28 protein-coding genes are annotated in these 24455 nt (G+C 71.6%); 10 read left to right on the forward strand and 18 right to left on the reverse strand.

Annotation, left to right across the window (positions count from 1 at the left end):
- Positions 1-58: 58 nt before the first annotated feature.
- Both GA0070561_RS25405 and GA0070561_RS25410 read right to left on the reverse strand, forming a co-directional pair.
- Entirely contained in the window at positions 59-1237 is a 1179-nt protein-coding gene (locus GA0070561_RS25405; protein ID WP_091406055.1) for an NAD(P)-dependent malic enzyme, read from the reverse strand.
- Positions 1238-1382: 145 nt separating this feature from the next.
- Positions 1383-1733 (reverse strand): S24/S26 family peptidase, encoded by a 351-nt coding sequence (locus tag GA0070561_RS25410; RefSeq protein ID WP_220090120.1) that lies wholly within the window; start codon positions 1731-1733, stop codon positions 1383-1385.
- Positions 1734-1817: 84 nt separating this feature from the next.
- On the opposite strand from GA0070561_RS25410, the gene sodN reads away from it, so the two are divergent.
- Genes sodN through GA0070561_RS25425 form a run of 3 tightly spaced genes read left to right on the forward strand, consistent with a single transcriptional unit; the run spans position 1818 to position 3180 of the window.
- A complete protein-coding gene (gene sodN / locus GA0070561_RS25415; RefSeq protein ID WP_088987805.1) occupies positions 1818-2222 on the forward strand; it encodes a superoxide dismutase, Ni in 405 nt (134 codons plus the stop codon).
- Positions 2219-2740, forward strand: coding sequence for a GNAT family N-acetyltransferase (locus GA0070561_RS25420; RefSeq protein ID WP_091406057.1), 522 nt, complete (start codon positions 2219-2221; stop codon positions 2738-2740). Before sodN ends, GA0070561_RS25420 begins: the two co-directional genes overlap by 4 nt.
- A gap of 32 nt (positions 2741-2772) precedes the next feature.
- Positions 2773-3180, forward strand: a complete 408-nt coding sequence (locus GA0070561_RS25425; protein WP_091406059.1) for an ATP-binding protein — start codon at positions 2773-2775, stop codon at positions 3178-3180.
- A 22-nt stretch (positions 3181-3202) separates the two neighbouring features.
- Here GA0070561_RS25425 and GA0070561_RS25430 read toward each other — a convergent pair whose 3' ends face one another.
- Entirely contained in the window at positions 3203-3592 is a 390-nt protein-coding gene (locus GA0070561_RS25430; protein WP_091406063.1) for a hypothetical protein, read from the reverse strand.
- 43 nt (positions 3593-3635) lie between these two features.
- Here GA0070561_RS25430 and GA0070561_RS25435 point away from each other — a divergent pair, with 43 nt between their 5' ends.
- Positions 3636-4586: a diacylglycerol/lipid kinase family protein gene (locus tag GA0070561_RS25435; RefSeq protein ID WP_091406065.1), complete on the forward strand. Its 951-nt coding sequence runs from the start codon at positions 3636-3638 to the stop codon at positions 4584-4586.
- 450 nt (positions 4587-5036) lie between these two features.
- Entirely contained in the window at positions 5037-5294 is a 258-nt protein-coding gene (locus GA0070561_RS25440; protein ID WP_088950012.1) for a WhiB family transcriptional regulator, read from the forward strand.
- Positions 5295-5383: 89 nt separating this feature from the next.
- Here the strand turns inward: GA0070561_RS25440 and GA0070561_RS25445 are convergent, their stop codons facing one another.
- The 5 genes from GA0070561_RS25445 to GA0070561_RS25460 form a co-directional block, all read right to left on the reverse strand.
- On the reverse strand, positions 5384-6187 hold the full coding sequence (locus GA0070561_RS25445) for a sirohydrochlorin chelatase (protein ID WP_425255913.1): 804 nt from the start codon (positions 6185-6187) through the stop codon (positions 5384-5386).
- A complete protein-coding gene (locus GA0070561_RS25450; protein ID WP_091406068.1) occupies positions 6169-6930 on the reverse strand; it encodes a phosphoadenylyl-sulfate reductase in 762 nt (253 codons plus the stop codon). Before GA0070561_RS25450 ends, GA0070561_RS25445 begins: the two co-directional genes overlap by 19 nt.
- Complete coding sequence (locus GA0070561_RS33760) at positions 6927-7088, reverse strand: hypothetical protein (RefSeq protein ID WP_165435836.1); 162 nt, start codon at positions 7086-7088, stop codon at positions 6927-6929. The genes GA0070561_RS25450 and GA0070561_RS33760 overlap by 4 nt, the downstream gene beginning before the upstream one ends.
- A complete protein-coding gene (locus tag GA0070561_RS25455) occupies positions 7085-8797 on the reverse strand; it encodes a nitrite/sulfite reductase (protein ID WP_091406070.1) in 1713 nt (570 codons plus the stop codon). Before GA0070561_RS25455 ends, GA0070561_RS33760 begins: the two co-directional genes overlap by 4 nt.
- A 292-nt stretch (positions 8798-9089) precedes the next feature.
- Positions 9090-10001: an ArsR/SmtB family transcription factor gene (locus GA0070561_RS25460; protein ID WP_091406072.1), complete on the reverse strand. Its 912-nt coding sequence runs from the start codon at positions 9999-10001 to the stop codon at positions 9090-9092.
- Positions 10002-10064: 63 nt separating this feature from the next.
- Between GA0070561_RS25460 and GA0070561_RS25465 the strand changes: the two genes are divergently transcribed.
- Both GA0070561_RS25465 and GA0070561_RS25470 read left to right on the forward strand, forming a co-directional pair.
- Complete coding sequence (locus GA0070561_RS25465) at positions 10065-11090, forward strand: aldo/keto reductase family protein (RefSeq protein WP_091406074.1); 1026 nt, start codon at positions 10065-10067, stop codon at positions 11088-11090.
- Positions 11091-11126: 36 nt separating this feature from the next.
- The gene (locus tag GA0070561_RS25470; protein WP_091406076.1) at positions 11127-12635 is read left to right on the forward strand and encodes a glycosyltransferase family 39 protein; all 1509 of its coding nucleotides are present in this window, start codon (positions 11127-11129) and stop codon (positions 12633-12635) included.
- Positions 12636-12847: 212 nt separating this feature from the next.
- Here GA0070561_RS25470 and GA0070561_RS25475 read toward each other — a convergent pair whose 3' ends face one another.
- On the reverse strand, positions 12848-14440 hold the full coding sequence (locus tag GA0070561_RS25475) for a PAS domain-containing sensor histidine kinase (RefSeq protein WP_091406501.1): 1593 nt from the start codon (positions 14438-14440) through the stop codon (positions 12848-12850).
- A 25-nt stretch (positions 14441-14465) separates the two neighbouring features.
- The gene (locus GA0070561_RS25480; RefSeq protein WP_091406078.1) at positions 14466-15497 is read right to left on the reverse strand and encodes an SIS domain-containing protein; all 1032 of its coding nucleotides are present in this window, start codon (positions 15495-15497) and stop codon (positions 14466-14468) included.
- A 189-nt stretch (positions 15498-15686) separates the two neighbouring features.
- Here GA0070561_RS25480 and GA0070561_RS25485 point away from each other — a divergent pair, with 189 nt between their 5' ends.
- Positions 15687-17528 (forward strand): tetratricopeptide repeat protein, encoded by a 1842-nt coding sequence (locus tag GA0070561_RS25485; RefSeq protein ID WP_091406080.1) that lies wholly within the window; start codon positions 15687-15689, stop codon positions 17526-17528.
- A gap of 31 nt (positions 17529-17559) precedes the next feature.
- Here GA0070561_RS25485 and GA0070561_RS25490 read toward each other — a convergent pair whose 3' ends face one another.
- Positions 17560-19146 (reverse strand): MDR family MFS transporter, encoded by a 1587-nt coding sequence (locus GA0070561_RS25490; protein WP_091406083.1) that lies wholly within the window; start codon positions 19144-19146, stop codon positions 17560-17562.
- 111 nt (positions 19147-19257) lie between these two features.
- Here GA0070561_RS25490 and GA0070561_RS25495 point away from each other — a divergent pair, with 111 nt between their 5' ends.
- Positions 19258-19836: a TetR/AcrR family transcriptional regulator gene (locus GA0070561_RS25495; protein WP_091406086.1), complete on the forward strand. Its 579-nt coding sequence runs from the start codon at positions 19258-19260 to the stop codon at positions 19834-19836.
- Between the two features lie 41 nt (positions 19837-19877).
- Here GA0070561_RS25495 and GA0070561_RS25500 read toward each other — a convergent pair whose 3' ends face one another.
- Together GA0070561_RS25500 and GA0070561_RS25505 are read right to left on the reverse strand one after the other, a co-directional pair.
- Positions 19878-20387 (reverse strand): GNAT family N-acetyltransferase, encoded by a 510-nt coding sequence (locus GA0070561_RS25500; RefSeq protein ID WP_091406088.1) that lies wholly within the window; start codon positions 20385-20387, stop codon positions 19878-19880.
- Positions 20384-20605: a biotin/lipoyl-binding carrier protein gene (locus tag GA0070561_RS25505; RefSeq protein ID WP_181518367.1), complete on the reverse strand. Its 222-nt coding sequence runs from the start codon at positions 20603-20605 to the stop codon at positions 20384-20386. The genes GA0070561_RS25500 and GA0070561_RS25505 overlap by 4 nt, the downstream gene beginning before the upstream one ends.
- Positions 20606-20826: 221 nt before the next feature.
- On the opposite strand from GA0070561_RS25505, the gene GA0070561_RS34780 reads away from it, so the two are divergent.
- Positions 20827-20901: a 50S ribosomal protein bL37 gene (locus tag GA0070561_RS34780; RefSeq protein ID WP_372433306.1), complete on the forward strand. Its 75-nt coding sequence runs from the start codon at positions 20827-20829 to the stop codon at positions 20899-20901.
- 139 nt (positions 20902-21040) lie between these two features.
- Here the strand turns inward: GA0070561_RS34780 and rsrA are convergent, their stop codons facing one another.
- The 5 genes from rsrA to GA0070561_RS25530 all read right to left on the reverse strand — a co-directional run bounded on the left by rsrA (position 21041) and on the right by GA0070561_RS25530 (position 24356).
- Positions 21041-21328: a mycothiol system anti-sigma-R factor gene (gene rsrA / locus GA0070561_RS25510; RefSeq protein ID WP_030490399.1), complete on the reverse strand. Its 288-nt coding sequence runs from the start codon at positions 21326-21328 to the stop codon at positions 21041-21043.
- A gap of 1 nt (position 21329) precedes the next feature.
- The gene (locus GA0070561_RS25515; protein WP_091406092.1) at positions 21330-22154 is read right to left on the reverse strand and encodes a sigma-70 family RNA polymerase sigma factor; all 825 of its coding nucleotides are present in this window, start codon (positions 22152-22154) and stop codon (positions 21330-21332) included.
- A gap of 233 nt (positions 22155-22387) precedes the next feature.
- Positions 22388-23005: an alpha/beta hydrolase family protein gene (locus GA0070561_RS25520; RefSeq protein WP_091406095.1), complete on the reverse strand. Its 618-nt coding sequence runs from the start codon at positions 23003-23005 to the stop codon at positions 22388-22390.
- A 51-nt stretch (positions 23006-23056) separates the two neighbouring features.
- Positions 23057-23449, reverse strand: a complete 393-nt coding sequence (locus tag GA0070561_RS25525) for a WhiB family transcriptional regulator (RefSeq protein WP_091406097.1) — start codon at positions 23447-23449, stop codon at positions 23057-23059.
- Positions 23450-23645: 196 nt separating this feature from the next.
- The gene (locus tag GA0070561_RS25530; RefSeq protein WP_091406099.1) at positions 23646-24356 is read right to left on the reverse strand and encodes an SOS response-associated peptidase; all 711 of its coding nucleotides are present in this window, start codon (positions 24354-24356) and stop codon (positions 23646-23648) included.
- Between the last annotated feature and the right edge of the window lie 99 nt (positions 24357-24455).

A 24455-nucleotide genomic window follows, 5' to 3' on the forward strand; every position in this document is an offset into this window, starting at 1 on the left:
CCCCAGCCCATGGGTGCCCTCACCGGCGGCGCAGAGCGTCCCCGGCCGACGCGTGCGCCTACCGGCGGGCGACGCCGTCGCGGCGGGCAGCTTCGGCGACCGCCTCGGCCACGGCCGGCGCGACGCGCGGGTCGAGCGGGGACGGAACGATCGCGTCGGCGGTCAGGGAATCGGCCACCACACCGGCGATGGCGTCCGCGGCGGCGACCTTCATCGCCTCGGTGATCCGGGTGGCACCGGCATCCAGCGCACCGCGGAACACACCGGGGAAGGCCAGCACATTGTTGATCTGGTTGGGGTAGTCGCTGCGCCCGGTGGCGACCACCGCGACGTGCCGGGCAGCCACCTCGGGGTGCACCTCGGGGGTCGGGTTCGCCAACGCGAACACGATCCCGCCGGGCGCCATCCCGGCCACCGCGGCCTCGGGGATCTGCCCACCGGACACCCCGACCAGCACGTCCGCGCCGCGCAACGCCTCGGTGATGTCGCCGTGGCGGCCGTCGACGTTGGTGCTCGCCGCCAGCTCGGCCTTGGTGCCGGTCAGCTCGGTGCGGTGCCGGCCGATGATTCCCTTGGAGTCACAGACCACCACCTGGTCGGGGTTGACGCCCCCGGCGATCAGCATCTTCGTCACGGCCACACCGGCCGCGCCCGCGCCACTCACCGCCACCCGCAGGTCACCGAGCTTGCGGTCGAGCAACGTCGCGGCGTTACGCAGCGCGGCGAGCACCACGATGGCGGTGCCGTGCTGGTCGTCGTGGAAGACCGGGATGTCCAGCGCCTCGTCGAGCCGACGCTCGATCTCGAAGCATCGCGGCGCGCTGATGTCCTCCAGGTTGATCCCACCGAAGGAAGGCGCCAGCGCCCGCACCACAGCGACGATCTCGTCCACGTCCTGGGTGTCCAGGCACACCGGCACAGCGTCCACCCCGGCGAACTGCTTGAACAGCACCGCCTTGCCCTCCATCACCGGCAGCGCGGCCCGGGGACCGATGTTGCCCAGCCCGAGCACCGCCGAGCCGTCGGTGACCACCGCGACCGTGTGCGACACCCAGGTGTAGTCGTCCACCAGGGCGGGGTCGGCGGCGATCGCCTCACACACCCGGGCCACCCCCGGGGTGTACGCCAGGGAGAGGTCCTCCCGGCTGGTGAGCGGCACGGTCGAGGTGACGGCCATCTTGCCGCCCCGGTGCAGCAGGAAGACGGGATCAGCGGGGTCCACGGTGGACGAAGACATGGTGGTGACTCCAGGATCTGTCGAGCAGATGTGAGGCGGCCGGCCCCGCCGCGAGGTGGGCGGCGAGCGGTGGCACGCGGTGCGGGGGGTCACCCGGGCACTTTCCGAGCATAGTGTCGACACCACCCCTCGGATGTGAGCAGGGTCATAACTGACGACGAGGTATCCGTCCGGGGCGCGGCCAGTAGCGGGCCACCACGCGTCCGCGTACGTCGGCCACCCCGTACGCCCGGGAGTCATCGGTGATCAGGTCGTTGTCGCCACGCAGCCACCAGCCGCCGTCCTGCGGCCGGACCGCACGCTTCACCACCAGCAGATCGGGGCGGGTCCGGAAGACCGCGACCACCACGTCGCCGGCTCGGATCGGGCGGCCACCGGGACGAACCAGCACCGCGTCACCGTGCCGCAGGGTCGGGACCATGGACGGGCCGGTCACCAGAACGGCGGTCAGCGGCCTCCCCAACCGGGGCACCTCAGCCGGGTGATCGGCGGCCACTGGTTTCACCTCCACCCGGTTCGGGGAGCATCCCCAGGAGTAATGTCGCCTTTGATCATCGCAAACTTCCCATGGAGGATCCCGATGCGACTTCCGCGCATCCTTGCGCCCCGCGTCACCGCGAGCGCTCACTGCGACCTGCCGTGTGGTGTCTACGACCCGGCTCAGGCCCGGATCGAGGCCGAATCGGTCAAAATGATCTGCGAGAAGTACCAGGCGAACACCGACCCGGAGTTCCGCACCCGCGCCGTCATCATCAAGGAGCAGCGCGCCGAGCTGGTCAAGCACCACCTCTGGGTGCTGTGGACCGACTACTTCAAGCCGCCGCACTTCGAGAAGTACCCGAACCTGCACAGCCTGTTCAACGAGGCCACCAAGCTCGCCGGCGCCGGTGGCGTCAAGGGCAGCCTCGACCCGGCCACCGCCGACAAGCTGCTCGCGAAGATCGACGAGATCTCGAAGATCTTCTGGGAGACCAAGAAGGCGTGACCTCCCCGGTCATCCCGACGATCCGGCCGGCACGTCCCGAGGACGTGCCGGCCGTCGTCGCCATGGTGCACGAGTTGGCCGAGTACGAGCGTGCCGCGGAGCAGTGCCACCTCACCACCGAACAGCTGACCTCGGCGCTGTTCACGACTACTCCGGCGCTCTTCGGTCACGTCGCGGTGGACGAGCACGACGCGCCGGTCGGCTTCGCGCTGTGGTTCCTCAACTTCTCCACCTGGGCCGGCGTGCACGGCATCCACCTGGAGGACCTCTACGTCCGGCCGGCCGCCCGGGGCACCGGAGCAGGTCGACTGCTGCTCGCCGCGCTGGCCGACATCTGCGTACGACGCGGCTACCAGCGGCTGGAGTGGTGGATGATCGACTGGAATCCGGCCGCCGGCTTCTACGCCTCGATCGGCGCCGAGCAGATGAACGAGTGGGTTCCCTACCGGCTCAGCGGCGCCGCGCTCCGCGAGCTGGCCGAGCACGCCACCACCGCCGGCACGCGTATGGGCGACTGACCGGGTAGAGTCCCCGACCGGGGGGATGAGGCGTGACTCAACTGACTGGCCAGCCAGCGATCGACGACGACGTGGTGCACCTCACGGTGCCTGCCGACGGCGGTTACCTCGGCGTGCTCCGCACCGCCACCGCCGGTCTCGCGGCCCGGTTGCAGTTCGCGCTCGACGAGATCGAGGATCTGCGGATCGCGGTCGACGAGGCGTGCGCCATGCTGCTCGCCATCGCCACCCGCGACGCCGAGTTGGAGTGCCGCTTCGCGGTCACCGAGGACGCGCTGACCGTCGAGGTGACAGTGCCGACAGTGCGCGGTGCCACTCTGCCCGCCGAGTCGTCCTTCGCCTGGAAGGTGCTCACCGCGCTGACCACCTCGGCGTCGGCCACCTCGGCCGACGATCGGGCCACGATCGCGCTGCTCACCCGCCGCTCCGGCGGCTACTGACCGGTCCGACGCACCGGCGGGGTCACTCGAAGCCGAGGGCGCGGGTCGTCGGAGGGCAGACCAGCAGCCAGGCCACGCCCAGGCCGAGTGCCATCAGCGGCACGCCCAGCCAGCCCAGGCCGGCCTGGATCATGAACCACCCGATCGGCAGCAGCATGAGCTGAAGCACGATCGCGGGGGCTCGTGCGCCCGCCTGACGGCGTAGCAGCGCGCGACCCAGGGCCCAGAGCGCGACGGCCGCCCCGATGGCGAACACGGTCACCAGCAATGCCGCCAGCAGGTCGGTGCGGGTGGCCGTGAGGTCGGCCCAGACCAGCCAGACGGCGATCAGCCCGACGACGGCCGCCTCCGCCCACAGCAGCCGGACCGCCCAGCGGAGCGTGACGGGGATCGGGTCCGAGTCGATGGTCACGCGCGCCACGATACCCGGGCTGTCGGAAGGTACAGTGCCGCCCATGCGGGCCGTCCTGGTGGTCAATCCGAAGGCCACCACCACCAGCGAACGCAGCCGGGACGTGCTCGTCCGGGCGCTGCGCAGCGAAGTCGATCTCAGCGTGCGCTACACCCGTCGGCGTGGGCACGCCGTGGCGTTGGCCCGGGAGGCAGCCGCTGAGGGCGTCGACCTGGTCGTCACCCTGGGTGGCGATGGCACGGTGAACGAGGTGGTGAACGGCCTGATGACGGCCGAACCGCCGACTCGCGCCGGCGACGCGCCGATGGCCGAGCGACTGCCCGCGCTGGCGACCGTCCCCGGTGGCTCGACCAACGTGTTCGCCCGTGCGGTGGGTCTGCCCCGGGAGTGGCCGGAGGCGACCAGCATGATCCTGGAAGGACTGCGGCTGGGCCGGAGCCGGACGGTGGGGCTGGGCCTCGCCGACGACCGCTACTTCACCTTCTGCGCCGGCTTCGGCCTGGACGCCGCGGTGATCCACCGGGTGGAGCAGGCCCGGCGGAAGGGGCGGGTCTCCACACCGTCGCTCTATCTGCGTTCGATCATGAATCAGTACTTCTTCGCCTCGGACCGGCGGCACCCGGCGATCGTGCTGGAGCGTCCGGGCGAGCCGGCGGAGGCCGAGCTGGCCACCGTCATCATCCAGAACACGGCCCCCTGGACGTACCTGGGCGACCGGGAGGTCAACCCGAACCCGGCGGCGTCGTTCGATCTCGGGCTGGATGTGCTGGCGTTGCGTCAGCTCCGGGTGGCTAGCACAACACGGACAGTGACCCAGTTCCTGTCCCGGCAACCGGATCCGCGCGGTCGGCAGGTGTTACGACTCCATGACACGGCGGAGTTCACGCTGGTCTCCAGCCGTCCGCAGGCGTTCCAGCTGGATGGGGACTATCTCGGCGAGCGGGAGAAAGTCAGATTCACCTCCGTTCCGGCCGCACTGAGAGTAATCTGCTAGGTCTCGGGTACTGCCCTTGGTCGACACGGTGGCCACAACCGATCGACCTGGTCGCCGCCACACCGAGGGGCAGGTGCCGGAAATGTCAGCAATGTCACGCGGACTGTACTATATTGATCCTCGACTGTGGCACGGCGGGTAACCAGGAAAGCACTGGAACCCGGACAAATGGGTTGTGGGCTTGCTCACCGCCCGGAGTTTTTCCGAGCGTCACCCTTGACATCGCGACTGTTCGTGAAAGTATTCACAAGCGAACTTGAGTTACCGGGACATTGCCTGGATATGCTCGTCAGGTTGAGCTGTTCCAGCAGGTCCCCGGCGCTGAACGCCTGCTCACGCACTGCCGAATGGACGGACGCTAACTGTCACCATCGGCACTGCGGATGCATATAGGAAAAGCACGACCAAGCAATTGTTCGCCACCCATCCAGAATGAGGAGTGTTGCCGCCATGGACTGGCGTCACCATAGTGTCTGCCGCGACGAGGACCCGGAGCTGTTCTTCCCGATCGGGACGTCTGGACCGGCTCTGCTGCAGGTCGAGCAGGCCAAGGCCGTCTGCAGGCGCTGCTCCGTGACCGACCAGTGCCTTCAGTGGGCACTCGAGTCTGGTCAGGACGCCGGCGTCTGGGGCGGAATGAGCGAGGAAGAGCGGCGCGCCGTCAAGCGGCGCGGCGGTCTCCGGGTGCTGCGCGCTCACTCCGCCTGATCCCCAACACACAGCCGTACGCCCCGGTGGGTTCGCCCACCGGGGCGTTCTGCTGTCCGGCACCGGATCACACAGTGCTGGCACGGGTATCAGCCCGTAGACGCCAGCACTGGCCGGTCGTCGACCCGACGCAGCACCAACTCGACCAACTCCGGTGCGTCGGTCAGCGGCGCGGCGACCGCCACCGCGCCCGCCGCCCCGGCCGCCTCGGTCACCGCGTCATGGAACAGCCCCGGCGCCAGGAAGTACGCGGACACCGCGACCCGGCGCGCGCCGGAGGCCCGCAGCCGGGACACCGCCACACCGGCCGCCGGTGGAGCCGCCGACGCGTAGGCCACCCGGCAGGGCACCCCGAACTCCGCGCCGAGCGCATCGGCGACGCAGCCCACCGATCGTCGCGCCCGCGCGTCCCGGGTGCCCGCCGCAGCCAGCACCAACGCGTCGAAGCGGCCCGGACGCGTCTCACCCAGCCGCCGGCACAACCCGGCCAGCAGCGCAGGATCGGGCGTGTCGTCCGCCGGGCCGAGCACGTCGGTCACCCGTACCGACAGGGGTGGTCCGGACCGTGCCGCTGCGGCGACCGCCGCCGGAATGTCCACCCGATGGTGGTACGCGGCGGTCAGCAGCAGAGGCACCAGCACCGCCCGGCGATGACCGGCCACGGCCAGGTCGCGCAGCACCTCGGTCGGCCCCGGCTCGGTGTGGTCCAGCCAACTCGCCCACACCGGTGTGCCCGGCCGGGCGGCCGACACCGCCCGAGCCAGTGCCCGGGTGGCATCGGCCGCCCGTGGGTCACGGCTGCCGTGCGCGACCAGCACCACCGGGTCCGCCCCGCCGGCCGCACCGGGGCCGGTCAGGGTCGCCGCCGGGGAGGTCAGACGTGCAGCCCGCACTCGGTCTTCTCGAACATGGCCCACCGGCCGGCCCGCGCGTCCTCGCCGGCCTTGGTACGGCGGGTGCACGGCCAGCAGCCGATCGACCCGTAACCCTGCTTGAACAGTTCGTTGACCGGCACGTTGAAACGGGCGATGTAGGAGTCCACATCCTTCTGCGACCAGGCCGCGATCGGGTTGACCTTGACCTTGCCCCGACGCGCGTCGAAGGTCACCACCGGTGTGTTGGCCCGGCTCGGCGACTCGTCCCGGCGCAGACCGGCAGCCCAGGCGTCGTACCCGGTCAGCGCCCGCTCCAGCGGCTCCACCTTGCGCAACTGGCAGCAGTCGTCCGGCGACTTGTTGAACAGCCGGGGGCCGTACTGGCCGTCCTGCTGGCCGACGGTGAGCCGGGGCCGGATCGACCTGACGTTCACCGGCAGCGTCCGGGCGACCTCGTCGCGTACCCGCAGCGTCTCGGGGAAGTGCAGGCCGGTGTCGAGGAAGACCACGTCCACCCCGGGGGCCACCCGGGAGACCAGGTGCGCCAGCACGGCGTCGGCCATCGAGCTGGTCACACAGAACCGCTCACCGAAGGTCTGCGCCGCCCAGCGGGCGATCTCCAGTGCCGGGGCGCCCTCCAGGTCCCGAGCGGCCTGCTCGGCCAGGGCCCGCAGCTCGTCCGGGTCACGCCGGGCCGGGTCGGCCGGCGTCGAGCCGCCCGGGCCCACCAGGCGGAGGCTCGCGGCCGAGACGAGACTCATGAGGTCACCGCCCGACTCAGCAGCCCGGTGAACTTCACCGAGAAGACCCGGGTGCAGGCGTGGCACTCCCAGGCGCCGTGACCCGCCTCGTGCGGCCGCAGGTCCTCCTCGCCGCAGTACGGGCAGTACAGAGGTGCCGCTCGGTTCTCGCTGCTCACCGCAGTTCCTCCTCGTCGACTCTGATCACCCAGTTGGCGAACGTCTCGCCCTCGTTCCGACCGGCCAGGTAGCGACGGGCCAGCCGTTCCACGTACTCCGGAAGTTCGTCGGCGGTGGTCTTCAGGCCGCGAAGCTTGCGGCCGAAACCGGCGGTCTGCCCCTGGGCCATGCCCAGCCCGCCGCCCAGGTGCACCTGGAAACCCTCGACCTGCCGGCCGTCCGGGCCGACCACCAGTTGACCCTTGAGCCCGATGTCGGCCACCTGGGTGCGTGCGCACGCGTTCGGGCAGCCGTTGATGTGGATCGAGATGTCCGCGTCGAAGTCGCGCAGCCGCTGCTCCAGCCGGGCCACCAACTCCTCGCCGCGGGCCTTCGTCTCGACGATGGCGAGCTTGCAGTACTCGATGCCGGTGCACGCCATCGTGCCGCGCCGCCAGGCCGACGGCCGGGCCTCCAGACCGATCCCGCGCAGCGCGTCGACCAGCGACTCCGTCCGCTCCGACGGCACGTCGAGCACCAGCAGCTTCTGGTACGGGGTGAGCCGCACCCGGTCGCTGCCGTGCGCCTCGACCACGTCGGCCAGCTGACTGAGCTGCGCGCCGGAGACCCGCCCGACCACCGGAGCGGCGCCCACGTAGTGCCGCCCGTCGGACTGCTCGTGCACGCCCACGTGGTCGACCGGCTTCGACGGCAGGACCGGCGCCGGGCCGTCGAGCAGCGTACGACCGAGGTAGTCCTTCTCCAGGACCTCGCGGAAGCGCTCCACGCCCCAGTCGGCCACCAGGAACTTCAACCGGGCCCGGTTGCGCAGTCGGCGGTAGCCGTAGTCGCGGAAGATCCCGACCACCCCGGCCCACACGTCCGGCACCTCGGCCAGCGGCACCCACACGCCGAGCCGCTTGGCCAGCATCGGATTGGTGGAGAGGCCGCCGCCGACCCAGACGTCGAAGCCGGGCCCGTGCTCCGGGTGGTCGACACCGAGGAAGGCGATGTCGTTCGACTCGTACGGGGTGTCCACCAGCCATGAGATCGACGTCTTGAACTTGCGGGGCAGGTTGGAGAACTGCTTGTCGCCGACGTACCGGGAGACGATCTCGTCGATCGCCGGAGTCGGGTCGAGCAGCTCGTCGCGGGCCACCCCGGCGACCGGGCTGCCCAGCACGATCCGCGGGCAGTCGCCGCACGCCTCGGTGGTCTGCAGACCGACCGACTCCAGCCGACGCCAGATCTCCGGCATGTCCTCGACCCGGATCCAGTGGTACTGGATGTTCTGCCGGTCGGTGATGTCGGCGGTGTCCCGCGCGAACTCCCGGGAGATGTCCGCGATCACCCGCAGCTGGGCCAGGCTGAGCTGCCCGCCGTCGATGCGGACCCGGAGCATGAAGAACTCGTCCTCCAGCTCGTGCGGCTCCAGCACGGCGGTACGCCCGCCGTCGATGCCCGCCTTGCGCTGGGTGTAGAGGCCCCACCAGCGGAACCGGCCCCGCAGGTCCTGCGGGTCGATCGAGGCGAACCCACGGTGCGCGTAAATGGTTTCGATGCGGGCCCGGACGTTGAGCGGGTCGTCGTCCTTCTTGATCCGCTCGTTGGGGTTGAGCGGCTCGCGGTGGCCGAGCGCCCACTGACCCTCACCCCGTGGCCGGCGCGGCGCTCGGGTCGGGCGAGCCGTCGGGTCCTCGGAACGGGCCGGGATGCTGCTGACCGCCATCGCGGCGTCCTCCGTTGTCTGCTGTGCCTCGGGATACGCGGGGCGCGGCGGCCGGCCCGGCGAAGCGGGCGGGACAACGGTGTCTTCAGACAGCCGGCGCGGAGCGCGCCCGAGACAGAATGGTCGGGCGTCGTCAGTAGGCCGGACAGATCGCGCTGCGCACGCGGCCGTAATCGACGTGGCGACGTGCCACGAAGCGGCGGACGACTGCGGCGGTCATGGGCCCATGCTGCCACACCCCATGGGGGCCGGCCAATGTCCACGTGCTGGATCCCACATCACGGGCCGGGGTTCAGCCGACCAGCTGGTCACCGAGGACAGTTCGGGCATAACGCACCACCCGCCCCTGTCGTACGCCGACGATCAGGCCGTTGTCCCGCAGCGTGGTGAGGTGGTGCGACGCCGTCGCCGGCGCGAGACCCAGCATCGCGGCCAGCTCCCCGGTGCTCAGCGGCGAGTCGAGCAGGGAGAGCGCCGCCGCCCGGGTACCGCCGAGCAGGGCACCGAGCGCCCTGCTGGGCGCCGGCGAATCCCACAGCCCGCCCAGCCCGCTCGGCGGATAGCAGAGGGCGGGCCCGGCGTCGCCCTCCATGATCGCGTGCACGGTCGGCCCGGAGAACGCGGTGGGCAGCAGCGTCCACGGGCGTCCGTCCAGGCCGGCCGGCAGGGTCGTGCCGACGGCGACCCGCAGCGCCGCGCCGTCCCACCGGATCAACGGGTGCACCTCGCGCAGCAGGGTGCGCCCGCCCTGCTCGGCGGCGAGCAACGTCCGCCGCCGGATGTCGGCCAGCGCGAGCGCCCGCAGCCGGGGCCAGTCCGGTGCGATCAGCACTGTGAAGTACCTGTGGAGTTGCGCGACCAACTCGTCCGGGGCCAGCCGGGGTGCGCCAGCCCGCTCCAGTTGCCGGCGCATCCGGGACGGGTCGGTGCCGGCGACCGCCCGCAGCTCGGCGGCCAGGTTCGGTGCCACTCCGATCGGGGTGAGGAAATCAGGCACGTAACCGTTGGACGACCTGAGGACCGCCAACAGCGGTTCCAGGCCGGCATCCGGCAGCAACCGCTCCGCGCGCTCCCGCCATGGCCGGTGCATCCAGTACTTCGCCGGCTTGCGTAACGCCCAGGAGCTGGCCACCAGCTCGGCCAAAGGCGAGTGCACGAACCGGACCCGGCTCAGGTCGTCGGGCGAGAACCGGACCTCAATCACCCACGGATTCGACCACGTTCGAACGGTTCGGCGACAGCGCGGGGCGGCCCGACGATTCTCGTCATGGAGTACAGGCAACTGGGCCGGTCGGGCCTGCGCGTCAGCGCGGTCGCGTACGGCAACTGGGTCACCCACGGCAACCAGCTCGACGACGACGCGGCGGCCGCGTGCGTGAACGCCGCCCTGGACGCGGGCATCACCACGTTCGACACCGCCGACCGGTACGCCCAGGGGCGGGCCGAGGAGGCGTTGGGCAAGGCGCTGAGCGGCGTCCGGCGCAGCTCGATCGAGCTGTGTACGAAGGTGTGCCTGCCGGTCGGGCCGGGGGCCAACGACGCCGGGCTGTCCCGCAAGCACATCATCGAGGGCTGTCACGCCTCGCTGAGCCGGCTGGGCACCGACTACCTCGACCTCTATCAGGCGCACCGGTACGACGACAGCGTGCCGCTGGAGGAGACGATGCTCGCCTTCGCCGACCTGGTCCGTCAGGGCAAGGTGCTCTACGTCGGCGCCTCCGAGTGGACCGCGCCGCAGCTGCGCGCGGGCCTGCGGCTCGCCGCCGAGCTGCACATCCCGTTCATCGCCAACCAGCCGCAGTACTCGATGCTGTGGCGGGTGGTGGAGGCCGAGGTGTCGCCCGCCTGCGCCGACCTGGGCCTGGGCCAGCTCGCCTGGTCGCCGCTCGCGATGGGCGTGCTGACCGGTCGGTACGAGCCGGGCCGACGTCCGCCCGCCGGTTCCCGGGCTGCCGATGGTTTCGGTGGCTCGTTCATCGCCCGCTACTCCTCGGATCTGCTGCTCTCCCGGGTACGCCAGCTCCGGCCGATCGCCGAGGCCGCCGGCTGCACGATGGCCCAGTTGGCGGTGGCGTGGGTGCTGCGCCAGCCGACCGTGGCGGGCGCGATCGTCGGCGCGTCCCGGCCCGAGCAGCTCGCCGAGACGGCCAAGGCCGCCACGGTACGGCTCGACGACGAGCTGATGGCCGAAATCGACGCCGTGCTCGACGAACTCGTGGAGCGTGATCCGGCGAAGACCGCCCGGCCGAACGACGTGATGCCCGCCTGGCGCCCGTCACCTGCCGCCGGCTGACGCCCACGGAGGGGGTGGCCATGGCAGGCTCGGAGCGTGGGGCAATTGTCCGAGAGGTCGGCCGGGGCGGCGTGGGAGCACCTGCGCCGCCTGCCGGTCTGGCTCCCCCCGGCGCTGTTGACCCTGGCGGTGACAGTGACCGGGCTGGGCTCCGCCCAGCTCTGGCGCGACGAGCTGGCGACGTGGAGCGCGGCCACCCGGTCGCCCGGCGACCTGGCCCGACTGGCCGGCACCATCGATGCCGCCACCGGGCCGTACTACCTGCTGATGCACCTCTGGACGAGGGTCTTCGGCGACTCCACGATCGCCCTGCGCGTACCGGCCGTGTTGGCGATGACAGTGGCCGCCGGGTTGCTCGCCGTGCTCGGCGCGTGGCTCGTCGACCGGCGCGGCGGCCTCTTCGCCGGGCTGCTGTTCGCGGTGCTCCCCGGCACTTCCCGCTACGGGCAGGAGGCTCGCCCGTACGCGCTGGCCACCATGCTCGCCGTGCTCGCCACAGTGCTGCTGGTGACCGCGCTGCGTCGACCGAGCTGGTCCCGCTGGACCGGTTACGCCGCCGCCATTGCCGCTCTCGGGCTCATCCATTTGATCGCGCTCACAGTGCTCGCCGCCCACGCGCTGGTCGTCCTCATCGCCTGGTGGCGCGGCCCGGCCCCGGCCGGCATCGCCACCCCGGCCCAGCCCGACGCCGGGCGGGACCGGCGGGTGTGGCGGTGGCTGGTCGCCGTGGTGCCGGTCGCGCTGCTGGCCGGCCCGCTGCTGATCAAGGCCCGGACCCAGCAGTCCCGGCAGTTGAACTGGGTCCACCTGGCCCGGCTGGACGACCTCACCGCACTACCCGGCGGCGTCACCCAGAGCAGTGTGGTCGGTGGACTGCTGGTCGGGGTCGCGGCGCTGGGCGCTGCCCGACTCGGGCGACGCGCACTGCTGCCGGTCGGCGCGGTGCTGCTGCCCGTACTGCTGCTCTTCGCCGCCGGCACTGTCGTACCGCTGTGGGTACCCCGGTATCTGGTCTTCGTGGTGCCCTTCGCGTGCCTGCTGGCGGGCGCGGCGCTGGCTGCCGTGGCCGCTCCGGCCGCGCTCGTCGTGGTGGTCCTGGCCGGGCTGCTCGGCCTACCCGACCAGGCCGCGCTGCGACGGACCCACGAGTGGCCACGCAGCGCGCCGGTGGACTATGCGGGGGCGGCCCGGGTGATCGCCGACGGTCAACGCCCGGGGGACGCGGTGGTCTACTCGCCCCGGCACAGCTGGCTCTTCCTCGATCTCGGCATCGAGTACCACCTCGGCGACCCACCACGCGACGTGCTGGTCACCGAGGACGAGGTCCGCCGCGGCGATCTGTGGGCCGCCGAGTGCCCAGAGCCAGCCCGGTGCCTCGCCGGTACGACGCGGGTCTGGCTCGTCGTCTCCGGCCGGCACGCCGAGCCGCTGGCCGCCGTGTCCGGCGCCAAGGGCGATGCGCTGCGCGCGGACTTCACCGTCACCCAGGTCTGGCAGCGCCCGGGCCTCACCGTCGCCCTGCTGACCAGCCGCCCCGACCGTTGACCCGCTGACACAGCCCGGTTGCCGCCGTCAGACCGCCACCACCTCAGTAGGCGATATACCTGTGGGTCATATTTATGACCCACAGGTATATCGCTCACAACGACAAGACCGCTCGGGCCCGACACGCCGCCATGCCGGGCCCGCGAACGCGCCGCCACGCCAGGACAGGCCGACGGTCCGCGGAACGCGGAAGGGGGCGGGCGGCGCGGCGGTCAGGCCTGCGAGCGGCCGTCGGCGGTGTTGCGGGCCAGCGGGACGACCAGCATGGCCTCGGTGCCACCGTTGGCGCCGGCGCGCAGTTCGATGGTGCCGCGCAGCTCCCCGGTGATCAGGGCTCGGACGATCTGGAGGCCGAGCCGGCTGCCGCGTTCGGCGTCGAAGTCCGGGGGCAGGCCGCGCCCGTTGTCGGTCACCGAGACGTGCAGCATCTTGCGGAACCGGTGCGCGGAGACCACCACCTCGGGCCGCAGCGACGGGTCCACCTCAGGAGCGGCGACCGGCACCATGCCGGAGGCGGCGGGTACGGGGCCCTCGTCCGCCTCGTCGGCCGGCGGGAAGCCGTGCTCGACTGCGTTGAGCAGCAACTCGTTGAGAACCATCACCAGCGAGGTGGCAATCTCCGCCGGCAGTACGCCGAAGCTGCCCCGCCGGCGCATGCCGACGCTCACCTCGGTCGCCGCGACCTCGGTCGCCGCGCTGGCCACCCGGTCGACGATCCCGTCGAACTCCACCGCCTCGTCGCTGGACATCGAGAGCGTCTCGTGCACCAGGGCGATCGAGGCGACCCGACGGACCGATTCCTCAAGCGCGACCCGGGCCTCCGGCATCGCCACCCGGCGGGCCTGCAACCGCAGCAGCGCGGCAACCGTCTGGAGATTGTTCTTCACCCGGTGGTGGATCTCCCGGATGGTGGCGTCCTTGGTGATCAGTGCACGGTCCCGGCGGCGGACCTCGGTGATGTCCCGGACCAGCACCAACGCTCCGATCGGCACCCCGGCCGGCATCAGCGGCAGCGCCCGGGTGAGCATCGTGGCACCTCGTGCGTCGATCTCCCGGCGGGGTGGCGCCTCACCGCGCAGCGCGGCCAGGATGCCGTTCGAGGCCTCGGTGCCGTCCAGCGGGTCACCGGCCAGCCGACGGTGCAACGCGGCCAGGTCCTCCCCCACCAGGTGCGAGGCGTAGCCCAGTCGGCGGTACGCGGACTGCGCGTTCGGGCTGGCATAGGTGACTTTGCCGCCGGCGTCGAGCCGGACCAGGCCGTCGCCGACCCGGGGCGCCGAGGTGGTCTCGCCCGGATGCCGGGGCGGCGGGAAGGTGCCGTCCGCGATCATCTGCGCCAGGTCGTCGGCGGTGGTGAGGTAGTTGAGCTCCAGCTGGCTGGGCGTACGCGCGGTGGAGAGGTTGGTGTCCCGTCCCACCACGGCGATCACCTCGCCGGCCTCCCCCTCGGCGGTACGCAGCCGAACCGGGATCGCCTCGTGCCGGGCCGGCACGTCGCCGTACCAGACCGGGTCGCCCTCGCGCCAGATCCGACCCTGGGAGTACGCCACCCCCAGGTGGGCCACCTCCGGCCCGCCGACGATCCGACCCACCTGGTCGTCCTGGTAGGCGGTCGGTGCGGTGGTCGGGCGAACCTGGGCGACGCAGAGGAACGTGCCGTCGGCGTCGACCGGCACCCAGAGCAGCAGGTCAGCGAAGGACAGATCGGAGAGCAGTTGCCAGTCGCCGGCGATCCGGTGCAGGTGGTCGATGTCGGCCGGACGGAGATGGGTGTGCTCCTCGGCGAGGTCGCGCAGCGTGGACACGGTGACCAGGGTGCCACGCCGCACCTCACATCGTCGCGGTGACCTTCTTCAACCCGCGCGGCGCGTCCGGGTCCTCGCCTCGGGTGAGCGCCAGTGCCAGCGCCAACCGCTGCATCGGCAGGATGTCCAGCAGCGGGGCGTACCGCTCGTCGACCTCGGGGACGGCCAGCCGGGTGGCGCCCGGCACGTCGGCGGAGCCGACCACCACGACGTCGGCGCGGCGTTCGCCGAGGCGGGGCAGCACCTCACCCATCGACCGGCCGCCGGGGCCGGAGCCGACCACGGCGAGCACCGGGACCTCCGGGTCGGTCATCGCGAGCGGGCCGTGCAGCAGGTCGGCGCCGGAGAAGGCGAGCGCCGGCAGGTACGAGGTCTCCATCAGCTTCAGCGCGGCCTCCCGGGCGGTGGGGTAGGCGTACCCCCGGCCGGTGGTGACCAACTGACGGGCGAACCGGTAGCGCGGGGCGAGCTGGGCCGGGGTGCCGTCGGCCAGGGTGCGGGCGGCCAGCTCGGGCAGTGCGTCGAGCGCCTCCCGTTCGGCCTTCGGAAGCACGCCGTCGCCGGCCCGGATCCCCTCCACCAGCATCAGCAGGGCGAGCAGCTCGGCGGTGTACGTCTTGGTGGCGGCCACCGCCCGCTCGTGCCCGGCGTCGATGTCGACGCTCAGTTCGGCCACGTCGACCAGCGGCGAGTCGGGGGCGTTGGTCACCGCGAGGGTCAGCGCACCGGAGGCTCGGGCTGCGCGCAGCACCTCGGCCAGGTCGGGCGAGCCGCCGCTCTGGCTGACCCCGACGACCAGCGCGTCGGAGAGGTCGGGGCGGGCCCCGTACAGGGTGACGACGCTGGGCGAGGCCAGCCCGGCGGGCAGGCCGAGCCGGATCTCGGTCAGGTAGGCCCCGTAGAGCGCCGCGTGATCGGAGGTGCCCCGTGCGGTGAAGACCACGTGCCGTGGCCGACGTTCCGCGATGACCGCTGCCACCCGGGCGATCTCGGCGGCGTTGGCAGCGGAGAGCAGGCGCGCGTAGCCGGCCGGCTGCTCGTCGATGTCGGCGGCCATTCCAGCCCCTGCACGTGTCACGGAAACCCCTCCCCCTGCGCGGTTGCCGCGCGATTCTTGCTCAGTCTTGCACTTTTAAGCGTATCTCAGCAATCGAACGAGCAGGACTGCGCAGGTGATCACCAGTTGATCTCAATATCAACTAGGCTTTACCCGTTGTACCCGGTCTAACTGCCACGAGAGGACGACGTGCCCGAGGGAACGGACGATCCCGCGCTCTCCGCGACGGAGGAGCTGGCGCTGGCCCGGCTGGCACTCGACGAGGGCGACCTGCACCACGCCGCCGGCCACCTCGCCGGCGCGTTGGCACGGGCCCCCACCCTGCCGGAGGTGCACGAGACGCTGGCCCGGCTCGCCGCGACGAACGGCGGCGGCCTCGACCTCTTCCCGATCAACCACCACACCTTCGTCGGTGCGGTCGTCGCCCGGGCCCACCTCCTCGCCACCGCCGGGCGCCCCGCCGAAGGGCTGGAGCTGCTGGCCGCGGCGACGTCGTACGCGCCCGGCACCGAGTGGGCCGGCGTGCCCTGGGTCACCGCGCCCGAGCTGGCCGAACGACTGGACCCGGAGCACATCGCCCGCGTCCTCATGCAGGTCTGCGCCGCACTGCCCGACCCGGTGCCGCGGATCGGCCGGGCCCCGCTGACCCCGTACCTCACGCTCGCCCGCAACGCAGCCACCGTGCACCCCGAACACGGCCTGCTGCTGGGCGCGGCGTCCGCGCTGGCCCGGCGCCTCGGCGAGGTCGAGCTGGCGGTCCGGTGGGCCACCCGAGGGGTACGCGCACAGCCCTCGAAGATGGGCGAGGTGTGGCTCGGGTACGCGTACCGCAGCTCGGGCCGGACCCGCGACGGCCTCGCGGCCCTCGGTCGGGCCGTCGAGCTGGACCCCGACGACCTGGCGATCTACGCGGACATCGCCGGCACCCTGGCCGAGATCGGCCGGCTGGACGAGGCGTTGGAGTGGACCGAGCGGGCGCTGGCGCGCGATCCGTCGTTCGACTGCGCGGTGCACACCGCCCACCGCCTGCGGCACCTGCGCGACGGTGACCTCTCCCATCTGGTCGCGCTCGCCGACTTCGTGCGGGACCACCCGGACGACAGCCACGAGCACGGCGACCTGGCCCAGTGCTGCCGAGGTCGGCCCTGGCTCGGCCAACTCACCCCGGCCGGTGGGCCCCTTGTCGACGCGATGCGCCAGGCGGTGGCCGATGACGACAACGGTCTCGGCGGTGCCGTACGCCTACCCGCCGCCGCCCCGCCGAGCGCGGTCGGGACGGCGATCTCCACCGCCCCCGGGCTGAGGATCGAGGTCGTCGGCGCGCCGGAGCCCGACCCGCGCGAGCCCCGGCGGGAGTCCGCTCAGCGGTTGTGGCACTACGCGGACGCGGTCCCGACGCCCGCGCTGGCGGCACCCTCGGCGACGGCGGTCGAACGGATCGGACAGATCGCCCACCCGGCGTGGGCACACCCACCGGCGGCGTACGACGCGGCGGTGGGCCTGGCCGGCCTCGACCTGGGCGACCTGCTCGGTCTGCTGGTGCACCCGCCGGCGGCGCCGGCCAACGCGGTGGGTCGGCTGCTGGCGGCCCACGACCCGTCGGTGTGGGTCCGTGGAGTGCAGGTGTGGGCCTGTCTGGGGCTGCTGCACCACCGCACCGACGAGCCGTGGGAGGGCTCGACCCGGCGCCGGGTGCTGCTCGATCTGATCTGGGGCGTCGAGGACTGGGTCACCGAGGCGGCGCTGTTCGCCCTGGTCACCGCCGCCTGGGTGGACCCGACGGTGCGGTCGGACGTGGCCCGGGTGGTGGCGGAGCGGCTGGCCGACGCGGCTGCCGTGGCGCGGAGCCGACCGGTCCCGATCGCCGCTTCGCTGGCTCACCTGGCACTCGCCGCCCCGCAGTTGGATCCGGCGACGGCGGCACTGGCCACCGAACTGCTGGCCACCCACTCCCCCCGGCTTCCCCGCCCCCGCAATCCTCTGCGCCGTCTCTGGCAACGTCTGAGCCGGGGCGCGCCGCGCCGACCGTGACGGTCGACGCGGCGCGTGTCGCGCGGTTGGGTCAGGCGACCGGCGCCTTGCCGAGGGCGACCTCGGCGTCCTCCTCCGGGGTGGCCTGCGGCGGCGCCTCGTTCGCGGTGCGCAGCGGGATCTCCTTGATGAACCAGGCGAGCACCGGGATCACGATGGTGAACAGCACCGCCCAGAGGAAGACGTGCGAGATGGCGTCGGAGAGACCACCGAGCACCGCCTCGCGCGCCTGGGCGGGCAGCTCCTTGAGCTTCTCCAGGTCCATCCCGGCGCCGGCCTCGCCGCCACCGAAGGCCCGACCGCCCTCGGAGCTGGCCAGCCGGTTGGCGAAGATCGCGCCGAACAGCGAGATGCCGAACGAACCGCCGATCGACCGGAAGAAGGTGGCCGCGCCACTGGCCGCGCCGAGGTCCTTCTGCTCCACGCTGTTCTGCGCGATCAGCATCGACGTCTGCATGAGGAAGCCCATGCCGACGCCGAGCACGATCATGTAGAGCGAGGACATCAGCTTGCTGGTGTCGGTGTCGAGCATGGACAGCAGCGCCATGCCCGCGGTCATCACCACACCACCGATGATCGGGTACGCCCGGTACCTGCCGTTGCGGGTGATCGCCCGGCCGATGACCAGCGAGACGACCAGCATGCCGAACATCAGCGGCAGTAGCAGCAGACCGCTGTTGGTGGCCGACGCCCCCTGCACGGTCTGCTGGTAGAGCGGCAGGAAGTTCATCGCGCCGAACATCGCGAAGCCGAGCAGGAAGCCGATCACCGAGATCAGCGCGAAGTTGCGGTTGGCGAAGAGCGCCAGCGGCAGGATCGGCTCCTGGACCCGGCGTTCCACCAGGCCGAACGCCACCAACGCGACGACGGCCAGCACGGCCAGGCCGAGGATCTGCGGCGACGTCCAGTCGTACTCGTTGCCGCCCCAGGTGGTGATGAGCACGATCGCGGTGATGCCGACCGAGAGCAGCCCGGCCCCGAGCCAGTCGATCCGGTGCTCGGTGCGGTACTTCGGCAGGTGCATGGTGGTGATCAGCACGAGCAGCGCGATTCCGCCCAGCGGCAGGTTCACGTAGAACGCCCAGCGCCAGGAGAGGTGGTCGGTGATGAATCCACCGGCCAGCGGGCCGGCGACCATGGCGATGGCCATGATGCCGGCGATCATGCCCTGGTAGCGCCCGCGCTCGCGGGGCGGGACCAGGTCACCGATGATCGCCATCACGCCGACCATGAGGCCGCCGGCGCCGAGGCCCTGCACGGCCCGGAAGGCGATGAGCTGGACCATGCCGTCCTCCGGACCGCCGAGCATCCCGGAGCCGGCCATGCCACAGAGGGCGGAGCCGACCAGGAAGACGACGACCGAGGTGAGGAAGACCGACTTGCGGCCGTAGAGGTCACCGAGCTTGCCCCAGATCGGGGTGGAGACGGTGGTGCCCAGGACGTACGCGGTAACCACCCAGGTGAAGTGGTTGAGCCCGCCGAACTCGCCGACGATCCGCGGTAACGCGGTGCTGACGATCATATTGTCGAGCATCGCGAGCATCATCGCGATCATCAGCCCGAACAGCACGACCCGGATGTTGTTGGGTCGCGTGCCGGCCTGGGTTGCCTGAGTCATGGGTAAGCTCCCCCCGAAGATTGCCGTACTTACTTGCCGCCCGGCTAGTCACCTTACTAGCCGCACGGTAAGTTGGGTACGAGTAACGGTCAAGCCATTTGGAGGGCGTGCGTGAGCGAGAGCACAGGCGGCGGAACGCGGGAACGGATCAAGGCCGTCGCGCTCGAACTCTTCACCGAGCAGGGGTACGAGAAGACCTCGCTCCGGGAAATCGCCGAGCGCCTCAACGTCACCAAGGCCGCGCTCTACTACCACTTCAAGAGCAAGGACGACATCGTCGCCAGCTTCGTCGAGGACCGGCTGGAGGGGATGGACGCACTGATCGCCTGGGCCGCCACCCAGCCCGCCACCCTGGCCACCAGGCGCGAGCTGATCTCCCGGTACGCCGACACGATGTTCGACGGCACTCAGCCGTCGGTGATGCGCTTCTTCGAGCAGAACCAGACCGCGCTCAAGAGCCTCTCCTCCGGGCAGAAGATGCGCGGTCGGATGTTGGAGCTGGCCGACGCGCTCTGCCGGGGCGACAACTCGCCGGCCGCCCAACTGCGCGCCGCGCTGTCAATCTTTGCGGTGCACACCAGCTGGTTCGCGGTCCGCGCGCCGCACATCAGCGACGACGAACGCCGCAAGCTCGCCCTGGAGGTGGCCGACGAACTGCTGGCCGCCATCGGCACGCAGCCCAACGCCTGACCGGGCGTGATCGTGCCCGTCCGGGTTCGTCGGTCGCCGGCTCAGCCGCGCGTCAGCTCCATCCGAAGGCCGAGCAGGTCCACACCCGGCAGCGGTGACCAGTCCTTCTCCGGGGAACGGACGAAGCCGCGCCGCGAGTAGAGCCGGTGCGCCGGATCGGCCATCCCGGCCCGTACGCAGATCACCATCGCCGTGCAACCCAACCCGGTCGCACGGTCGACACACGCCTCGACAAGCGCGGCACCCACACCCCGCCCCTGAGCGCCCGGGTCGACAGCGAGCATCCGGAACTCCGCCTCGCCCGGCCCGGCCAACTCGGCGAACGGGGTGCCCGGCAGCACGAACGTGACCGACCCGAGCACCGCCCCGGTCACCTCGTCGACAGCGACCAGCACCTCGCCACTGGCGGCTCGAGTCGACACGTCGGCCAGCACCTCGCCGTACCCGTGCTCGCCCTTGAGCTGGCCGTCCGCCTCGTACGCGGCCACGGTCAGCCGGGCCACCGCCGGGAAGTCGGCCGACTCGGCCGGACGGACCCGCAACCCGGTCAAGCGATCACGGCGATCAGGTCACCGTCCTGCACGACGTCGCCCTCGTTGACGACGAGCTGCTGGAGCACACCATCGGACTCGGCGACGACCGGGATCTCCATCTTCATCGACTCGAGGATCACCAGGGTGTCACCCTCGGTCACCGTGTCACCCGCAGTGGCGACGACCTTCCAGACGTTGGCCACCATCTCGGCGCGGATCTCCTCGGCCATGTCCAGGCCCTCCCTCTTCGCGACGTGCCTGCCGATGTATCCAATCATGCGTCGACCGGCGATGGGCGGGCAGCGGCACAGCCGGGATGACAGGCCCGCCCTGGGGAAGGCGGCGGGTGTCGACCGCACTACCATCAGCGGGTCGGACCCGACGCCGGACCGCCGGTGGCCGCATCCGCGCCGAGGTCGTGCGCAGGACGGATCCGACCCATCACGAGGAGGTCAGCATGGCGAAGAAGTCCCGGAAGAAGAAGGCTCGTAAGAAGAACGCCGCGAACCACGGCAAGCGTCCCAACTCCTGAACGGGTCGACGGGCCGGTTGCCCGTCGCCGCTCAGCTCGACCCGGCCGAGGCCGGGTACACCGGTGGCCCGGGTCGACATCGACCCGGGCCACCGGTCTTGCCAGCTCGTGCCGACGCTCGGTCGGCCAGCTCAGACGATCAGTCGGCCAGCTCACGGGAGTCGCTGGTCTCGAAGACCACCAGCTCGGTGAGCTTGACCCGCAGCCGCTCACGCAGCTGATCCGGCGCGGTCTCGTTGCCACAGCAACGCGCCACCAACGCCCGCACCTCCTGCTCCAGCCCGTACTCGCGCAGGCAGGGCCCGCACTCGTCCAGGTGGTGCCGGATCAGCGAGCGGCGTTCGTCGGCGCACTCCAGATCCAGGTAGAGATACACCTCCGCGAGCACTTCGCGGCAGTCCGTCTCGTGCGGCTCCCCACAGCTCACGTCACACCTCCCGGCCGGCAGCGGCGGTCGAGCCCTTCGCGGAGCGGGCCGCACTGAAGCCCCGCTCCCCCGCGTAACGCTCGAGCAGCTTGCGCAGATTACGACGGCCCCGGTGCAGACGCGACATCACGGTGCCGATCGGCGTGCCCATGATGTCCGCGACCTCCTTGTAGGAGAAGCCCTCGACATCGGTGAGGTAGACGGCCAGGCGGAACTCCTCCGGCAACTGCTGGAGGGCCTCCTTGACGTCACTGTCCGGCAGCCGGTCCAGTGCCTCCGTCTCGGCCGAGCGCAAACCGCTTGAGGTGTGCGACTCGGCCTCGGCGAGCTGCCAGTCGGTGATCTCCTCGGTGGGCGCCTGGATCGGCTGGCGCTGCCGCTTGCGGTAGGAGTTGATGTAGGTGTTGGTCAGAATCCGGTAGAGCCAGGCCTTGAGGTTCGTGCCCTGCTCAAACTGGTGGAAGGCCGCGTACGCCTTCAGGTACGTCTCCTGGACCAGGTCCTCGGCATCCGCCGGGTTGCGTGTCATCCGCAGCCCAGCAGCGTAGAGCTGATCGACGAATGGCATCGCGTCCCGCTCGAATCGGGCCCTGCGCTCGTCCGTCTTCTCGGTGGTCAACCGCACATCCCCTCGCGTCGGATGCTTTCCCGCCGAGGATACGCGCACGGACCTGCCCGCAGATTCACTTCCGGCCGGTGTGCCCGTGCTCACCGCACCCACCCCGCCCGGTCCCGCCGTCGCGGGCCACTCCGGGGCATCCAGCAGCCGCTTCAGCTGCCGGGCGTCCCGCTCGTCCCGTTCCAGGCTTCGTGTCTCGGTTGGCACCGGTCACCCCCTCACAGAAAAGTCGTCCGGGGGTAGTAACGCGAGATGACCACTGGGGCATTCCGGCCGGCCCTCCCCGTTCCTGGTCCCGGCCCCGACGGCGGCCGGCGCTGGGACCAGGAAGGGCCTGGGAGGACTGGTGTCACCGGCCCTGCTCGGGCCGGCGGCACCATCGGATGCAACGACCCGTGCCCGCGCCGGAAACGGTCGCCCCGGCGCGCCGCCGCGACGGGTCAGTTGGCCGCCCAGCCCTGGGCGGCCAACCAGTCGCGCACGGCGGCGGCGGTGCCGGCCGGATCCCGGCGCAGGTCGTGCGTCTCACCGGGACGACTCACCACCTGCACGGCCGGTCCCGGCTCCGGCGTCCCGAACGGATCCCGGTCGCCGTTCACGACCAACGTCGGCAGGCCGGTGCCCAGTTCAGCGGCGCGCGAGCGTTCCGGCCGGCCGGGCGGGTGCAGTGGAAAGGCCAACGCGACCACGCCCACCGCGCCCACCGCTCGGGCCGTCCGACAGGCCACCCGTGCGCCGCTGGAACGCCCACCGACCACCACCGTCGGCACGTCGGCGTGCCGGTCACGCAGCTCGGCGAGCACCGCCGTCCAGGCCTCGTCGAGGTGACCTGCCGGTGCCGGCGCACGTCGACCGGCGACCCGGTAGGGCTGCGTCACCCGGACCACCGCCAGGCCAGCCGCCACCGACGCGTCCCGGACCGCGAGCAGGTCGGGCGCGTCGACGCTGCCGCCCGCGCCGTGCCCGAGGACGAGCAGGGCGGTGGCCGGGCGGACCGGCAGGTCGGTGTCGATCCACGCCGGACCGCGCGGGGTGTCGATCTCGTTGCTGGCTGGCACCGACCTATTCTGCGCCGCCGGACGGACGTCGGGTGCGAACCGGGCCGCCGATCAGCTCAGCGGGACCAGGGCGAGCAGGCGATCGCGCACCGGCGGGCCTGCGTCGTCGATGGCGTCCGGATCGGGTTCGACCTCGCCGCGCCAGGCGACCAGCATCGCCCGGCGTTCCCGCGGCGTGGTGCCGCCCCACACGCCGTGGCAGTCACCGACGTCGAGGGCCCAGGCCAGGCAGGACCCCTGCACGTCACAACTGCGACACAGCGCGACGGCGGCGTCCGCCGGCTCGTTCGGTGCCGGAAAGAATGTCTCCGGATCGACGCTCTGGCAGGTTCCTCTGGTGCGCCAAGCGTCGTCCTGTCGCCGTTCTCGCACGGCCCGCAGCAGTCGCGGATCTCGCCGCGCCGCTGCCACCTCGTGCGGGCGCGGCATACGTGCCCGTGTCATCCACCCACCTCCCCCGTGGGACCGGCAAAAGCTGTGGACGTCGTCCGCCCCGTGCGGACCGACAGCCACTACCGGCGCTGTGTTCTATCGCACTTCACAACACCGGGACAAGGGTCTGCCGGGAACATGACTGAACAGTCAGGAGACGAATCACGCGGAACCCTGGCAAATCGGCGACCGACGATGCACGGCGGCGTCAGAACAGGGTCAGCTCCTGCGGTGACACCGTCGGCGCCACCGCCACCCGCGCGGTCAGCTGTGGCCCGTCGTTACGAACGTCTCCCACCGCCGCACCCACCGGGCGGATCTCCAACCCCGCCAACTGCTCCGTCGACGCCGGAGTGAGCAGCCGCTCCGGCTCGTCGGTCGGTGCGAGCCACGACGACCACCGCTCAGGGGGCAGCAGCACCGGCATCCGGTCGTGCACCTCGGCCAGGTCGCCGAGCGCCGCGGTGGTCAGCACGCTGAAGGTGAGCCGGGTCTCGGCGTCGGACTCCCAGACCGACCAGATGCCGGCCAGCGCGAGCACCGAGCCGTCCCGGGGGGTCATGAAGTACGCCTGTCGCCCACCGTCGGGCAACCGGACCCACTCGTACCAGCCGTCGGCCGGGACCAGGCAACGGCGACGGGAGAAGGAGCCGGCGTACGCCCGGCTGGTGGCCACCGTCTCCGCCCGCGCGTTGATCATCCGGGCGGCCCCCGAGGCGGACCGGGACCAGTGCGGCAGCAGACCCCAGCGGCCGACACAGAGGCTGCGGTGCCCCTCCGGGCTGACCCGGACCAGCGGCACCGGGTCGGTCGGTGCGACGTTGTGGTCCGCCCGGACCAGGCCGTCGGAGTCGTCGGACGACTCGAACAGCGCGCTCAGCTCGCCGGAGCTCCGGGTCGTCGCGTACCTGCCGCACATGGGGCACACGCTAACGCGTCGGAGGCCCCGTCGGCTGTCCCGCCAACCGGGAGTACGAACGCCGGGCGCCGCCGCCCGCCCACCGACACGGCAGAATGT

Origin of the sequence: Micromonospora saelicesensis (assembly GCF_900091575.1) — a bacterium.
In the GTDB taxonomy this organism is placed as follows: domain Bacteria; phylum Actinomycetota; class Actinomycetes; order Mycobacteriales; family Micromonosporaceae; genus Micromonospora; species Micromonospora saelicesensis.

Coding starts and splice junctions, on each gene's coding strand:
- GA0070561_RS25525 (WP_091406097.1), bottom strand. CDS start 23,449: ATGACACGGGCACGTATGCCGCGCCCGCACGAGGTGGCAGCGGCGCGG.
- GA0070561_RS25480 (WP_091406078.1), bottom strand. CDS start 15,497: ATGGCCGCCGACATCGACGAGCAGCCGGCCGGCTACGCGCGCCTGCTC.
- sodN (WP_088987805.1), top strand. CDS start 1,818: ATGCGACTTCCGCGCATCCTTGCGCCCCGCGTCACCGCGAGCGCTCAC.
- GA0070561_RS25455 (WP_091406070.1), bottom strand. CDS start 8,797: ATGGCGGTCAGCAGCATCCCGGCCCGTTCCGAGGACCCGACGGCTCGC.
- GA0070561_RS25490 (WP_091406083.1), bottom strand. CDS start 19,146: ATGACTCAGGCAACCCAGGCCGGCACGCGACCCAACAACATCCGGGTC.
- GA0070561_RS25450 (WP_091406068.1), bottom strand. CDS start 6,930: ATGAGTCTCGTCTCGGCCGCGAGCCTCCGCCTGGTGGGCCCGGGCGGC.
- GA0070561_RS25440 (WP_088950012.1), top strand. CDS start 5,037: ATGGACTGGCGTCACCATAGTGTCTGCCGCGACGAGGACCCGGAGCTG.
- GA0070561_RS25465 (WP_091406074.1), top strand. CDS start 10,065: ATGGAGTACAGGCAACTGGGCCGGTCGGGCCTGCGCGTCAGCGCGGTC.
- GA0070561_RS25405 (WP_091406055.1), bottom strand. CDS start 1,237: ATGTCTTCGTCCACCGTGGACCCCGCTGATCCCGTCTTCCTGCTGCAC.
- GA0070561_RS25435 (WP_091406065.1), top strand. CDS start 3,636: ATGCGGGCCGTCCTGGTGGTCAATCCGAAGGCCACCACCACCAGCGAA.
- GA0070561_RS25530 (WP_091406099.1), bottom strand. CDS start 24,356: ATGTGCGGCAGGTACGCGACGACCCGGAGCTCCGGCGAGCTGAGCGCG.